Origin of the sequence: Hydrogenophilus thiooxidans (assembly GCF_019049855.1) — a bacterium.
Lineage (GTDB): Bacteria > Pseudomonadota > Gammaproteobacteria > Burkholderiales > Rhodocyclaceae > Hydrogenophilus > Hydrogenophilus thiooxidans.
In genome coordinates, this window is sequence record NZ_JAHLSY010000012.1 from 35,662 (window position 1) to 48,641 (window position 12,980).

At 60.6% G+C, this 12,980-nt stretch carries 11 protein-coding genes and 1 tRNA gene; 4 read left to right on the forward strand and 8 right to left on the reverse strand.

The window, feature by feature from the left end; all coding sequences use genetic code 11:
• Together KUL93_RS07305 and KUL93_RS07310 are read right to left on the reverse strand one after the other, a co-directional pair.
• Nucleotides 1–705, reverse strand: a complete 705-nt coding sequence (locus KUL93_RS07305) for an ankyrin repeat domain-containing protein (protein WP_217126415.1) — start codon at nucleotides 703–705, stop codon at nucleotides 1–3.
• Nucleotides 702–2,195 (reverse strand): Ppx/GppA phosphatase family protein, encoded by a 1,494-nt coding sequence (locus KUL93_RS07310; protein ID WP_217126416.1) that lies wholly within the window; start codon nucleotides 2,193–2,195, stop codon nucleotides 702–704. The genes KUL93_RS07305 and KUL93_RS07310 overlap by 4 nt, the downstream gene beginning before the upstream one ends.
• Nucleotides 2,196–2,252: 57 nt before the next feature.
• On the opposite strand from KUL93_RS07310, the gene ppk1 reads away from it, so the two are divergent.
• Nucleotides 2,253–4,337: a polyphosphate kinase 1 gene (gene ppk1 / locus KUL93_RS07315; protein ID WP_217126417.1), complete on the forward strand. Its 2,085-nt coding sequence runs from the start codon at nucleotides 2,253–2,255 to the stop codon at nucleotides 4,335–4,337.
• A gap of 1 nt (nucleotide 4,338) precedes the next feature.
• Here ppk1 and KUL93_RS07320 read toward each other — a convergent pair whose 3' ends face one another.
• Nucleotides 4,339–6,279 carry a RelA/SpoT family protein gene (locus KUL93_RS07320; RefSeq protein WP_217126418.1) on the reverse strand — a complete coding sequence of 647 codons (1,941 nt, stop codon included), beginning with the start codon at nucleotides 6,277–6,279 and terminating at the stop codon, nucleotides 4,339–4,341.
• A 24-nt stretch (nucleotides 6,280–6,303) separates the two neighbouring features.
• Between KUL93_RS07320 and KUL93_RS07325 the strand changes: the two genes are divergently transcribed.
• From KUL93_RS07325 to KUL93_RS07335, 3 genes are read left to right on the forward strand one after another with little or no spacing between them, the layout of a single operon-like run.
• On the forward strand, nucleotides 6,304–7,236 hold the full coding sequence (locus tag KUL93_RS07325; protein ID WP_217126419.1) for a DMT family transporter: 933 nt from the start codon (nucleotides 6,304–6,306) through the stop codon (nucleotides 7,234–7,236).
• Nucleotides 7,233–8,012: a M90 family metallopeptidase gene (locus KUL93_RS07330; RefSeq protein ID WP_217126420.1), complete on the forward strand. Its 780-nt coding sequence runs from the start codon at nucleotides 7,233–7,235 to the stop codon at nucleotides 8,010–8,012. Before KUL93_RS07325 ends, KUL93_RS07330 begins: the two co-directional genes overlap by 4 nt.
• A 6-nt stretch (nucleotides 8,013–8,018) precedes the next feature.
• Nucleotides 8,019–8,465 carry a host attachment protein gene (locus KUL93_RS07335; RefSeq protein WP_217126421.1) on the forward strand — a complete coding sequence of 149 codons (447 nt, stop codon included), beginning with the start codon at nucleotides 8,019–8,021 and terminating at the stop codon, nucleotides 8,463–8,465.
• A 4-nt stretch (nucleotides 8,466–8,469) separates the two neighbouring features.
• Here the strand turns inward: KUL93_RS07335 and thpR are convergent, their stop codons facing one another.
• From thpR to lon, 5 genes are all read right to left on the reverse strand, one after another.
• Nucleotides 8,470–9,051, reverse strand: coding sequence for an RNA 2',3'-cyclic phosphodiesterase (gene thpR / locus KUL93_RS07340; RefSeq protein ID WP_217126422.1), 582 nt, complete (start codon nucleotides 9,049–9,051; stop codon nucleotides 8,470–8,472).
• Nucleotides 9,036–9,554, reverse strand: coding sequence for a 2-C-methyl-D-erythritol 2,4-cyclodiphosphate synthase (gene ispF / locus KUL93_RS07345; protein ID WP_249419345.1), 519 nt, complete (start codon nucleotides 9,552–9,554; stop codon nucleotides 9,036–9,038). The genes thpR and ispF overlap by 16 nt, the downstream gene beginning before the upstream one ends.
• Nucleotides 9,547–10,371, reverse strand: a complete 825-nt coding sequence (gene ispD / locus KUL93_RS07350; protein WP_217126423.1) for a 2-C-methyl-D-erythritol 4-phosphate cytidylyltransferase — start codon at nucleotides 10,369–10,371, stop codon at nucleotides 9,547–9,549. Before ispD ends, ispF begins: the two co-directional genes overlap by 8 nt.
• A tRNA-Val gene (locus KUL93_RS07355) sits at nucleotides 10,339–10,414 on the reverse strand. Before KUL93_RS07355 ends, ispD begins: the two co-directional genes overlap by 33 nt.
• A gap of 22 nt (nucleotides 10,415–10,436) precedes the next feature.
• A complete protein-coding gene (gene lon, locus KUL93_RS07360; protein ID WP_217126424.1) occupies nucleotides 10,437–12,878 on the reverse strand; it encodes an endopeptidase La in 2,442 nt (813 codons plus the stop codon).
• Between the last annotated feature and the right edge of the window lie 102 nt (nucleotides 12,879–12,980).

The window sequence follows — 12,980 nt, forward strand, 5'->3', positions numbered from 1 at the left end:
TCATTCGATCGAGAGGTTGAGTTGCGTTGGTGGCAGACCTTTCTGCCGGCGAACCGCCTCGATCTGTTGCGCAATCGCGGTTTCCCCTTTGCTGAGCGCAAGCGACACTGCGGTGTAGCCGCGATCGGAGACCGCTTCGGTATCGGCGCCGTGGGCAAGCAGCCGCGCCACGACCGCAGCGTGGCCGTTTCGTGCCGCCCACATCAGAGGGGTCATTCCGTTTTCCGAGGCCCGGTTGGGGTTCGCGCCGGCTTTGAGCAACAGGTCGACGACCGCGCTATGGCCTTGCATCGCAGCGTAGATCAGAGGATTCCAGCCGTCGTGATCGAAGATGGCCCCAGCTTCAAGGAGCTGTGCGGCAATCTCGGTAGATCCGCCATAAGCGGCCGCCATCAACGCGGTTTCGCCGATGAGGTTCCGCTGATTGACGGAAGCGCCGTGACGAAGGAGCGTGGACACCAGCTCGGTTTTCCCATGGCGCGCCGCCCAGACCAGCAAGGGGTTGCCTTCGCGGTCGCTCACGTTCGGGTCGAGCCCCTGTGCAACGAGCGACGCAATGGTCTTATCGTCTTCCTGCGCCAATGCGCGTTGCAGTTGTGCGTAGATCGCTGTGCCAGATTCCGCAGTCGCACCAAGTGGTGCGAAGCTTGACAGGAGGCACACCAACACCGTCGCGATGAGGCGTTTTCTTTCCCAGCGTTTCATGAGGCCAACTCGATTACTGGATCGACCAAGGTAAGCGGTTTGTCTATCTTTTCCCATTGTTCGCGTTCTGCCTGCAACAATGCATGGGTGAGTGGATAATTTCTCGCAAAATCGACAGGCAAGTCAATACGATACCCTTTCCCTGCCCGCGCTACTTCGAGTTGCGGAAAAGGCTTTTGGTTTCGCGCGCGCGCAAGAATCACCGCCAACCGGAGCGCCAAAATCGCGTCCCACTCCGGGTCATGCTCGGGCAACTCTTTGAGGCGCGTGAGTTTGCCGCGATGCGCCAGGACCCAGCGCGCCAGTCGCGCCTGATCCGATTGCGAAAAACCGGGGAGATCCGCGTTCGCCAGCAAATAGGCGCCGTGTTTGTGGTAGCCGCTGTGGGCGACGAAGAGGCCCACTTCATGCAACCGCGCTGCCCACGACAGGAATTGGCGCATGGGGTGGTAGGGATCCTGCCACGCGGGTTGTAACTGTCCAGCCAGTCGCAGCGCTTCGGCTTCGACCCGCAGCGCATGCGGGCGGTCGACCTGGCACCGTTCCATCAACCGTTCAACGCTCGCCTCCCGGATATCGTGATGGTGCGTGCGCCCCAACAGATCGTAGAGCACCCCAAGCCGCATCGCCCCGGTGGCATACCGCGCCTCAGCGATCGCCAACGCTTCGAACGCTGCTTTCATGATCGCCAAGGCCGCGGCGAAGAGATCGGCGCGATCGGCGCGCATGCCGGGAAGTTTGGTGATCCGTTCGACCTGTTTCGCTTCGAATACGGCGCGTTCGAGCGCCTGCAACACCGGCAGCGTGATCGCCTCGTCGGTCAGTTGCATCGCAACCGCGACGTCACGGATCGCGCGGGCCGAACCGCTCGAAACGAAGACCTGATCCCAGCCGATCGTGCGGTACGTTTGCGCGATCGCCTCGAGCTCCAAGCGCGCCGCAGTGGTCGCTTGCGCAAAACGCTGCGGTGTCACTTCCCCATCGGGAAAGAAGCGGGCGGTGAAACTGACACACCCCATGTAGAGGCTTTCGAGCCATTCGGGCGCAAACCCGCGACCGATGATGAATTCGGTGGAACCGCCTCCGATATCGAAGATCAAATTTTGCCCGTAAGGGTTGGCGATCGAATGGGCGACGCCCAAATAGATGAGGCGCGCCTCTTCGCGGCCAGAGATCACTTCGATGGGAAACCCCAAGAGCTCTTGCCCCTCCGCGATGAAATGGGCGGCATTTTTAGCGACACGAAGGGTGTTGGTTGCAACCGCGCGCAGCGCGTCTGGCGGAAAATCGACGAGCCGCTCGGCAAATTGCGCCAGCGCTTGCCACCCTCGGCTCATCGCCTCTGGCGTCAACCACTTCTCGGCGGTCAATCCCGCCGCAAGACGGACCGGAACTTTGTATTCGTCACGCGGAAAAACGAGGTCGCCATCCACGGCGGCGATCGTGAGGCGAAACGTATTGGACCCCAGGTCCACGGCTGCGAGTTTCATCCCATCATTGTACGCATGTCACGGTAGAATTGATGCCAGAGCACACAGGAGGTGAAGATGCCCGCCCCCGTTCCGCCACCGGCGAACTACCCAGCCGACCATTTTTTCAACCGCGAATTGTCGCTGTTGCAATTCCAAAGGCGGGTGTTGGCGATGGCGGAAAATCCCGCCACGCCGCTCATCGAACGGGTGCGTTATCTCTGCATCGTCTCCAGTAACCTCGACGAATTTTTCGAAATCCGCGTCGCTGGGCTCAAAGAGCAGCAACACCAAGGGCTCACGCGCGCGGGTATCGACGGCATCGCGATCGACGAGCTCTTGGAGCGGATCGGCAAAGAGGTCCATTCCCTGGTTTCCCGTCAATATGCGCTGTGGAACGACACCTTGATCCCGGCGCTGGCGCGGGAAGGGATCGTCTTCATTCGCCGAAACCACTGGACGGACGCGCAACGGGAGTGGCTTGAGCGCTATTTCGTCGACCAGATCGAACCGCTCCTTACCCCGATCGCGCTGGATCCCGCCCACCCTTTTCCGCGCATTCTCAACAAGAGCCTCAACTTCGCGATCGAACTCGAAGGCAGAGATGCGTTTGGACGTACCTCGGGTCGTGCCATTTTGCAAGCGCCACGGGCTTTGCCCAGAGTATTGCGCCTTCCCAAAGGGCTTTCCGAACACCCGTATGCGTTCGTTTTCCTCTCTTCGATCATCCACGCGAATGTGCACCGTCTTTTTCCGGGAATGACGGTAAAGGGGTGTTACCAGTTTCGCGTTACGCGCAATTCCGACCTCTTCCTGGACGAAGAGGAGATCAAAGACCTGCGGGATGCGCTCTCCGGTGAACTGCGGCAACGCCACTTCGGTGACGCGGTACGACTGGAAGTGGCCGACAACTGCTCCGAGCAGATGGCCCGTTTCCTGCTTGAACAGTTCGACCTGACCGAACAGGCGCTCTACCGGGTGCCGGGTATCGTCAATTTGGTGCGGTTGATGGCGGTCTGTGACGAAGTCGATCGGCCCGACCTCAAATTCCCCCCCTTCACCCCTCGGGTTCCGAAAGCGTTGGCACGCCCACAAGACACCTTTGCGACGTTGCGCCGTCGTGATCTGCTGCTGCACCACCCGTACGAAAGTTTCGAGCCGGTGATCAACTTCCTTCGGATCGCGGCCGACGATTCGAACGTCGTCGCGATCAAAATGACGGTCTATCGCACCGGTATGGATTCGATCCTCATGGAGCAGCTGATCCGCGCCGCACAGCTCGGAAAAGAGGTCACCGTGGTGATGGAATTGATGGCGCGGTTCGACGAAGAGGCGAACATCCGCTGGGCACGAAGGCTCCATGAGGCGGGCGCCCATGTGGTCTATGGCGTCTTTGGCTTCAAAACCCACGCAAAGCTCTTGCTGGTGATCCGCCGGGAGGGGGGGCAGCTGCGCCGGTACTGCCATATCGGCACCGGTAACTACCACCCCAAAACCGCGCGCCTCTACACCGATTTCGGCTTGCTGACCGCGAACCCCGAAATCGGCAGCGACGTCGATGCCATTTTCCGCTCGATCACGGGGATGGGCGACGCGCCGCAACTGCGTCATCTGTGGCAGTCGCCCTTTACGTTGCATGCGAACTTGTTGACGCTTATCCGCGCCGAAGCGGACGCAGCGCAAGCTGGACGTCGCGGGCGAATCATCGCCAAGATGAACGCGCTCCTTGAGCCCCACCTCATCGAAGCGCTCTACGCCGCGTCGCAAGCGGGGGTCGAGATCGACCTCATCGTGCGTGGCCCGTGCGCACTCAAACCGGGCGTAGCAGGCCTTTCGGAAAACATCCGGGTGCGCTCGATCGTTGGGCGCTTTTTGGAGCATCACCGCGTCTTCTATTTTTACGCCGACGGGGCGCGCAAAGTCTATCTCTCCAGCGCCGACTGGATGGATCGCAACTGTTTCCGCCGCGTCGAAGTCGCGTGCCCGGTGTTGGACCCGGCGCTCAAACGGCGGGTGATCAAAGAGGGTTTGCGCATCTATCTGTTGGACAATGCGCAAGCGTGGGAGTTGGGGCCTGACGGGCGGTACCGACTGAAACACGCGCGGACGATGCGGCGTGCCGCACAAGAGCTGCTCCTTAGAGAAATCGCGAAAAGCAACTGAGTCAAGACGCCTCCCACACCGCCGGCAATACCCGTTCGGGGTGGACGTGCCGCAGGCGTGCGATCTCCGGACACGCTTGGTGGTGAATGGTGAGCCCGCGGCTGCGGCTCAAAAATGCGACGATCGCATCACCGGGTTGGGGTAAACAACATTTCGCTGGTTGCGCGTAAAAGCCACGCTCCCCGCCGATCACCACAGACGCGACGGCACTCGGGCCCGCGTGATCCTGCGGTGCGCGACGGCGCGGTGCGGAAGCCGATTCGCTGGTATCCGGCTTTCCTTCGACCGCTTCGAGCAGCGCTTTGGGCCCGACTTCGCCCCGGGCGAACGCGCGGTAGAGCGCAGCCGGCTCTTTGAACCCCAGGCGTGCTGCCAAATCATCGACTTTGGTCTTCGTTTTCCCGGCACGAGCAAGCGTCTGCTCCACGAGCGTTTTGCCGCGCGCTTCGAGTTGCGCCTGCTCGGCCTGAGCGAACCAGAGGCGAATCTTGCTGCGCGCGTGGCGCGTCACGACGAAGCCGGGTTGCAGCCAGTCACGCGACGGCCCCCCCGTTTTCGCAGTGAGGATCTCGACCGTCTGTCCCGTAGCCAATGGGGTGTTGAGCGGGACGATCTGGCCGTCGACCTTCGCGCCACGGCAGCGGTGCCCCACGTCGGTGTGGATGCGGTAGGCGAAATCGATCGGTGTGGCACCGTGCGGCAAGTCGATGACGCGGCCCGCCGGTGTGGTCACGTAGATCACCTCTTCTTTGATCGCGCGCTTGACCCGCTCGGCCCACGCATTGGCGTCGGCGACCTCGTCGCGCCACGCCAACAACGAACGGAGCAGCGCGATCTTTTCGTCGTACGAAGAGGGTTTGGGTGCCCCCTCTTTGTACCGCCAATGGGCCGCAACGCCGAATTCGGCAGCACGGTGCATTGCGAAGGTGCGAATCTGCACCTCGAGCGGGCGGCCATCTGCTGCGACCACTGCGGTATGAAGCGACTGGTAGCCGTTCGCTTTCGGGCGCGCGATATAGTCGTCGAACTCCCCTTCGATCGGCTGGTAACGGGCGTGCACCTCGGCAAGCACGGCGTAACAGTCGGCAACCGTGGGAACCAAGATGCGCACGGCGCGCAGATCGTAAATTTCGCGTAGGTCCAACCGTTTGCGCTGCATCTTGAGAAAGATGCTGTACAGATGCTTGGGGCGACCCGTCACTTCGAACGGCGCAACGTTCATCCGTTGGAGGAGCGTAGTAAATTCCGCGATCCGTTCCGCGATGAACGCTTCCCGCTCCACCCGCCGCTCTTCGAGCTGTTTGGCCAACGACTTGTAGGTTTCGGGATCGAGCAGGCGAAACGCAAGGTCTTCGATCTCCCACTTGAGCCGCCAGATCCCCAACCGGTTTGCAAGCGGCGCGTAGAGCGTTTGCGATTCGGCTGCAAAGGAGCGGGCACCTTCTTCTTCCGGGTGCTTTGCATACCAGCGCAGGGTCATCACCCGCGAACTCAGCCGCAACAGCACCACACGGACATCCTCGACCAGCGCGAGCACCATCTTGCGCACCGCTTCGATGGTGTCACGCTCCGGCGCGCCGTCGCCACACCGTAACCGCACCCCATGGAGTCGTTGCAACCCCTTGATGAGCCGCACGACATCAGGAGATAGGGACTCTTGAATCGCATCCCACTGTTCCGGTACGCGCGTGGGAACTGGATAGAGCAACGCTGCGAAGCGGCTCGCCACATCGAGCTTCAGCTCCGCGGCCAATAACGCCATTCCGAGGGCATGGGACCAGACCGGTTCGCCCGTTTCCAGCGTCAAACCCTCCAGCCAGCTCTGGGCATCCCGCGCGACCGACTCCAGCTGTAGACGCTCTGGCTCGCGGAGATCGACCCCGAGCGCCGCTTGAGCGCTCTCCCAAGAGGCTACGGCTACGGATGAGGTGGTTGCAACCATGTCGATTTGTGCGAAACTTCGATCATGCGATTATCCCATTGCGCTGCCGCTTTACGCCACGCGTACGCACTCTTGTTTTATACCGTTTCCTTTTGGTCGGGAAACATGGTGCTGGCGCGCGCGTTTCGCGACGATTTACCTCCGATTCAGCTCGCGATGGCACGCTGGATGATCGCGTTGCTCCTCTGCCTTCCGTTTGCGCTCCCCCTTTGGCGCACGCACTGGCCACAGATAAAAACGCACTGGCGATTGCTGACCCTTTTGGGCGTGTTGGGGGTCGGTTGCTACAACACCTTTGCGTATCTGGCGCTGCAATACACGACGGCGATCAACGCCACCTTGCTCAACACGTTGATCCCAATCGCGACGATGCTCCTTGCCGCAGTGATGGTCCATGAGCCACTCAGCGGACGCAAAGGGGTCGGCATCGCGCTTGCGTTGCTGGGGGTGGGCACCGTGATCACCCGTGGCGATGGGACGTTGCTTGCGCAACTCGAATTCAACCGGGGTGACCTCTGGATGCTTGCAGCGGTGTTCTCTTGGGCGCTCTACACGGTTTTGTTGCGCCGCCGTCCCGCTGGGATCGACCCCCTCGTGCAGCTGCTCTTTTACATCGCGGTTGGCATTGTGGTTTTGATCCCGTTCACGCTGTGGGAACACTACGGGTTGGGCAAAGTCCCCACTCTTTCCCTGACGACGCTTCTGGTGATGGCTTATACCGGTCTCTTTCCCGGTTTTCTCGGCTACATTTTCTACAATGCTGCGGTTGCGGTGGTCGGCGCGAGCACAGGCAGTCTATTCCTCTACGCGATGCCGGTACTGGCGGCGCTGCTTTCGATCCTCTTTTTGGGCGAAAGTCCGCAGTGGTACCACGCCATGGGGTTTGTCTTGGTCTTTGCAGGGATTCTCATCACCCTTCCTAGGACATCTCCTTCCCGGATAGGGCATTGCCGATGATCCGCTTTTGGCGCGCAACGTTCGGCGCGGTGCGTCGGGCGCTCTTTCCCAGCCGGCAGCAAACAGACGACGGGCGCTTGCCTTCTGCAGAGAACGACACTTTTTGGCGCACGATCGCAGCCTCCTTGCCGTTTGCGGTCACCACGAATGAATTTGATCGCTTACAACGGCTTGCCGAGACTTTCCTGCACGAAAAGCGTTTTTGGGGGGCACAGGGCTTTGCGATCACAGCGGAAATCGCTGGCACCGTCGCCTGGGGGGCTGCGCTTTTGGCGTATCGCCACGGAGTTGCGCTTTATCGCGACTTTGTGGGTGTGATCCTCTACCCGGCTCCGTTCCGAGTCCGCCGCCATCTGCACACAGAGACGGGGGTCGAAATCGAATGGGACGATACGCTGGACGGCGAAACCTGGGAACAAGGCCCGGTCCTGGTCACGTGGCAGCCTGACCCTACCGAACGGTGGGCGGTGATCCTTCACGAGCTGGCGCATCGCATCGATTTCGCCCTCGACGGGATCTGGAATCGACACTGGGAAGCGGCTTGGGAGACCGCGCGCCGCGAGGTGCGTCAAGGCGGTACGCTGCCGTTCGACGACTACGCGCTTACCGATCCTGCCGAATTCGTCGCGGTGAGCGCCGAAGCCTTCTTTTTGACACCGGCGAACTTGAAGTCTTGGGATGAGCGACTATATTTAGAGTGGAGTCGGGTAACCGGGCTCGACCCGGCTCGCACCCATTTGTCTTCGGGCCCATCGTTCTATCGGGAAGAGGAGTGAGCAATCATGAAAAAAACCTGGGTGGTCGTTGCCAACGCAAGTACCGCAAAAATCTACCAAGCACTGAATGCGAAAGGAGAATTGGCGTTGATTACTACCCTGACCCACCCGGAAAGCCGATTGCGGAATCAAGACCTGGTCACCGACAAGCAAAAAGAGCACCACAACGGCGGCGCAGCAACGCCGCATGACGGTGAACGGGTCTCGCCGAAAGCCGTCGAAGCCCAGCGCTTTGCGCACGAGATCGCCACGTACTTGAAAGAGGGGCGCATGCAACAACAATTCGAACGGTTGATCGTTGCGGCAACACCCCAATTCAAGGGACTGTTGATCGCAGCGCTCGATGCTGCTACCGCTAAACTCGTCGAAAAGAGTATCGACAAAGACTATACGCAGGAGGATGAGCGCACGCTCGGCGAACGGTTGGCCGAGTCGATCCGGTACGCTGCGTGACCCCTCACCCGAGTACTTCGTAGCGCGCCCCATCGCGGCCTAAATGCGAACGGTAAAGGAACGGACGCATGGGGCGTTGCCAACGACACGGTGGCAACTCGAGTAACATGGGAGATGCGCGTACCCCGCGCAACAACGTCAGATGGGGGTGCCAAGGGCGCCCCTTTTCGTCTACGACGCCAAGCGGCTGGAACGCCGCAACGAGCGCCTGGTGATAATCGCGCCAAGCCGCTGGCAACCGATCGGTGGTGAGGACCACGACACGAGCGTTCGGCCAAAACGCGATACGATCGAGGACGAGCGACACGCGCGGTGTCGCAGGCAAGCCTTGCACCGTTTTGTGCAACTGCGGAAGCTGAGCGCAGGGCACTTCGCCGAAAAAAAGCAACGTCACGTGCCAATTGCGCGCGGGAACCAGGCGAAAGTCGGTTGCAGTCGGGTGCGTCTGAAGCGCCTCCCCCAAACGGCGCGTAGCGGTGTGGCGCCACGCTTCCGGTGGCGGCAGCGCCAAAAAAAGGCGCACGGTTACTGAAGCGTCCGGTGCTGCCCGCGTTGTTACTGAGTGGCCTTCTACGGCATTTGCCATAACAGCACCACGGCATGCGCAGCGATTCCTTCCCCCCGCCCCAGCGCGCCCAGTTTTTCGTGCGTTTTCCCTTTGATTTGGATCTGTTCGGGGAGGCAATCGAGCGCAGCAGCCAGTCGCGCCTTCATCGTCGCGACGTACGGCAGGATTTTCGGGCGTTCGCCGATCACTACCGCGTCGAGATTCGCGAGCTGCCAACCCGATGCGGCGACCCGGCGCCACGCCTCGGTAAGCAGCATGATGCTGTCTGCGCCTTGCCAGCGCGGATCGTCATCGGGAAAAAGCGCGCCGATATCGCCCAGCGCCGCAGCGCCCAAAACCGCATCGGTGATCGCATGCGCAAGCACGTCGGCATCTGAATGGCCCTTGAGGCCGAACGGAGCGGGAATCACGACCCCGCCGATCACGCACGGCCGCCCTGGCACCAGCGCGTGAACGTCGTACCCGATTCCCACGCGAAAAGGCGGGGTGTGCATGCGTTGGGTTTTGCGCGCATCACTCATCGGTAGACCAACCCTCTTGTAACGACCAAATCGCTTGCGCCAGCTCCAAATCGCCAGGCAACGTCACTTTGAGGTTGCTCCAATGCCCTTTCACCAAGATGGGCTGCAACCCAAGACGTTCGACCGCGCTCGCTTCGTCGGTGGCATCGGGAAAACGGTCGAGCGCTTGGCGCAAAACGGCCAGACGAAAAAGCTGCGGCGTCTGCGCAAGCCAGATGCGCTCACGCGGCACGGTCCGTTCGACGACGGGTAGCCCGTCAGACGACGTGTGTAACGTTGCGACCTTGACCGTGTCGGTTGCGGGAATTGCGATCAAGCCACCCACATTGCTGTTGCCGACCGATCCGTGGAGATGTTCAATCGTCTCTGTGGTTAGGCACGGGCGCGCGGCATCATGAACGAGCGCCCAATCGTCGTCGCCAAAGCCTTCGGCATGCGCCACGCGCAGGCCTGCACGAACCGAATGGGCGCGCGTTGTACCGCCCAGCCGTACGACGCGGAGCCGTTCGGCGACAGCGAACGCTGGAGGTAGCTGGGCAAGGTGGGGGGTAACGAGCGTATCCCAGTATCGATCATCGGGCGCCAAGACGACGTAACAGCGTTCGATCCAGCCCACGCGCAAGAGGCGTGACAGGGTACGCACAAGGAGCGGAGCACCGGCAAAAGGGAGGTACTGTTTGGGAAGCGCTGCACCCAACCGCGCGCCAATGCCCGCGGCGGGGATCACAGCGAACGTTCGGGTATGCGTCGTCACAACGATTGGGCACAGGTCAAGCGGTGCGGGTGGTGGGTGCTGACGGACTCGAACCGCCGACATTCGCCTTGTAAGGGCGACGCTCTACCAGCTGAGCTAAGCACCCGCCGAAAGCCCGCTATTATACCTTAGTGTTTCAAATTTTTGCGAGCACCTCGCTTGCCTTCGTTCCCGCTGGTCAAGACCGCAGAAGACTCTACCACTTTGGCTGTCAGAGGCTCTTCGACTTTGAGCAGCGGCTCCGGTTTGCGTTCGAGCGCCGCCTCCAAGACCTGCTCGATCCAGCGCACCGGTTGGATTTCCAGCGCATTCTTCACGTTGTCCGGAATTTCCGCCAAGTCCTTGACGTTCTCTTCTGGGATCAGGACCTTGCGGATACCACCGCGGACTGCCGCGAGCAGTTTCTCTTTGAGACCACCGATTGCCAAGACCTCACCGCGCAGCGTGATTTCACCGGTCATTGCGACATCGCACCGCACTGGAATTCCCGTGAGCGATGAGACGAGCGCCGTCGTGATCGCAATCCCGGCCGACGGGCCGTCTTTGGGGATCGCCCCTTCCGGCATGTGGACGTGCACGTCGGTTTTTTCGTAGAAATCCGGCGCAATGCCCCACGCTTCGGCCCGTTTGCGGACGACGGTAAGCGCCGCTTTGATCGACTCCTGCATCACCTCGCCCAGTTTGCCGGTGGTGATCACTTTGCCTTTGCCCGGAAGCGTCACCGCCTCTACCGTCAGGAGTTCGCCACCGACTTCGGTCCAGGCCAACCCGGTCACTTGGCCCACCTGATTCTCTTTTTCAGCGACTCCGAAGGTGTAGCGACGCACCCCTAGGTATTTCGCAAGGTCTTCCGGACCCACGGTCACTGGCGCTTTGAGCGCTTTGGTGAGGATCCCTTTTACCACTTTCCGGCAGATCTTCGAAATTTCGCGCTCGAGATTGCGCACCCCGGCTTCGCGGGTGTAATAGCGAACGATGTCGCGAATCGCTTCCGTGGTAACCACGAGTTCCCGCTTTTTCAAGCCGTTCGCTTTCATCTGCTTTGGTAGCAGGTAGCGTTCGGCGATCGCGATCTTCTCGTCTTCGGTGTAGCCCGAAAGCCGGATCACCTCCATTCGGTCGAGGAGCGGTGCCGGAATGTTCAAGGTGTTCGCGGTGGCGACGAACATCACCTCCGAAAGGTCGAAGTCGAGCTCGACGTAATGGTCCTGGAACGCGTGGTTCTGTTCGGGGTCGAGGACTTCGAGGAGCGCCGAGCTGGGATCGCCGCGAAAATCCATCCCGATCTTGTCGACTTCGTCCAAAAGGAAGAGCGGGTTTTTCACGCCGACTTTGATCAGGTTTTGGATGATGCGCCCCGGCAGCGCACCGATGTAGGTGCGGCGGTGACCGCGGATCTCGGCCTCATCGCGCACACCACCCAGTGCCATCCGCACGAATTTTCGTCCCGTGGCCCGCGCGATCGATTGCCCAAGCGACGTCTTCCCCACCCCCGGGGGGCCGACGAGGCAGAGAATCGGCGACTTGACGACGTCGACCCGCTTTTGCACCGCCAGGTACTCGAGGATCCGTTCTTTGACCTTCTCCAGCCCGTAGTGGTCTTCGTCGAGGACTTTTTCCGCTTTCTTGAGGTCGAGCGCCACTTTGGTGCGCTTCGCCCACGGCAATTGCACCAGGGTATCGAGGTAGTTGCGCACCACGGTCGCTTCAGCCGACATCGGCTGCATCAGGCGCAGTTTCTTGAGCTCAGAGAGCGCCTTCTCTTCGGCCTCTTTCGGCATGCCTGCGGCTTTGATTTTCTTTTCGAGTTCGTCGAGTTCCGCCTGTTCGTCGGCTTCGCCCAGCTCTTTCTGGATTGCTTTGACCTGTTCGTTGAGGTAGAAGTCTCGCTGGTTCTTTTCCAACTGCCGCTTCACCCGTTGGCGAATCCGCCGCTCGGTCTCCAGGATGTCGAGTTCGCCTTCGACCAACGCGAGCAGTCGCTCAAGCCGCTGTGCCAAGTCGTCGATCTCGAGGATCTCTTGTTTCTTTTCCAGCTTGACGCCCAAGTGCGCCGCAATCGCGAAGGTGAGCGCTTCAGTCTCTTCGATCTGGCTCACCGAATTGATCAGCTCTTGCGGCAGTTTGTTGTTGAGTTTCGCATATTCGGTGAAAGCGGAGAGCAGCGCGCGGCGCAGCGCGGGGATCTCACTGTGGGTTTCGTTGGTGGTCACGAGCGGCTCGATCCGTGCCAACAATACTGCTTCGCTGTCTTCGAGATGAACGAGACGCACGCGCGATTTGCCTTCGATCAGCACCTTCACCGTACCGTCGGGCAATTTCATCATTTGCATGATCTGGCCCAGACAGCCCACACGGTAGAGGTCGTCGAGCGAGGGATTTTCATGTTCTGGCTCTTTCTGAGCGACGAGCACGATTTGCCCGCCTTCCTCCATCGCCAGCTCGAGCGCTTTGATCGACTTGGGTCGGCCGACGAAGAGCGGGATCACCATCTCCGGATAGACGACTACGTCGCGTAGCGCCAACACCGGATAGTGCTCGATCTGCTCGATCATCGTTTTTTCGCTCATGGTGGATTCCTTCTCATCTGTGGGTTCGATACCCGTTATCTTGGGGGTCTGGTTGTCTGAATTCAAGTCGCCCGAAAAGGTTCCGTCGAGGTGTAAAAAGCC

What these genes read in the sequence shown, in the direction of transcription:
- KUL93_RS07305 (WP_217126415.1), bottom strand. Translation starts at nt 705, where the DNA reads ATGAAACGCTGGGAAAGAAAACGCCTCATCGCGACGGTGTTGGTGTGC.
- KUL93_RS07310 (WP_217126416.1), bottom strand. Translation starts at nt 2,195, where the DNA reads ATGAAACTCGCAGCCGTGGACCTGGGGTCCAATACGTTTCGCCTCACG.
- ppk1 (WP_217126417.1), top strand. Translation starts at nt 2,253, where the DNA reads ATGCCCGCCCCCGTTCCGCCACCGGCGAACTACCCAGCCGACCATTTT.
- KUL93_RS07320 (WP_217126418.1), bottom strand. Translation starts at nt 6,279, where the DNA reads ATGGTTGCAACCACCTCATCCGTAGCCGTAGCCTCTTGGGAGAGCGCT.
- KUL93_RS07325 (WP_217126419.1), top strand. Translation starts at nt 6,304, where the DNA reads ATGCGATTATCCCATTGCGCTGCCGCTTTACGCCACGCGTACGCACTC.
- KUL93_RS07330 (WP_217126420.1), top strand. Translation starts at nt 7,233, where the DNA reads ATGATCCGCTTTTGGCGCGCAACGTTCGGCGCGGTGCGTCGGGCGCTC.
- KUL93_RS07335 (WP_217126421.1), top strand. Translation starts at nt 8,019, where the DNA reads ATGAAAAAAACCTGGGTGGTCGTTGCCAACGCAAGTACCGCAAAAATC.
- thpR (WP_217126422.1), bottom strand. Translation starts at nt 9,051, where the DNA reads ATGGCAAATGCCGTAGAAGGCCACTCAGTAACAACGCGGGCAGCACCG.
- ispF (WP_249419345.1), bottom strand. Translation starts at nt 9,554, where the DNA reads ATGAGTGATGCGCGCAAAACCCAACGCATGCACACCCCGCCTTTTCGC.
- ispD (WP_217126423.1), bottom strand. Translation starts at nt 10,371, where the DNA reads ATGTCGGCGGTTCGAGTCCGTCAGCACCCACCACCCGCACCGCTTGAC.
- lon (WP_217126424.1), bottom strand. Translation starts at nt 12,878, where the DNA reads ATGAGCGAAAAAACGATGATCGAGCAGATCGAGCACTATCCGGTGTTG.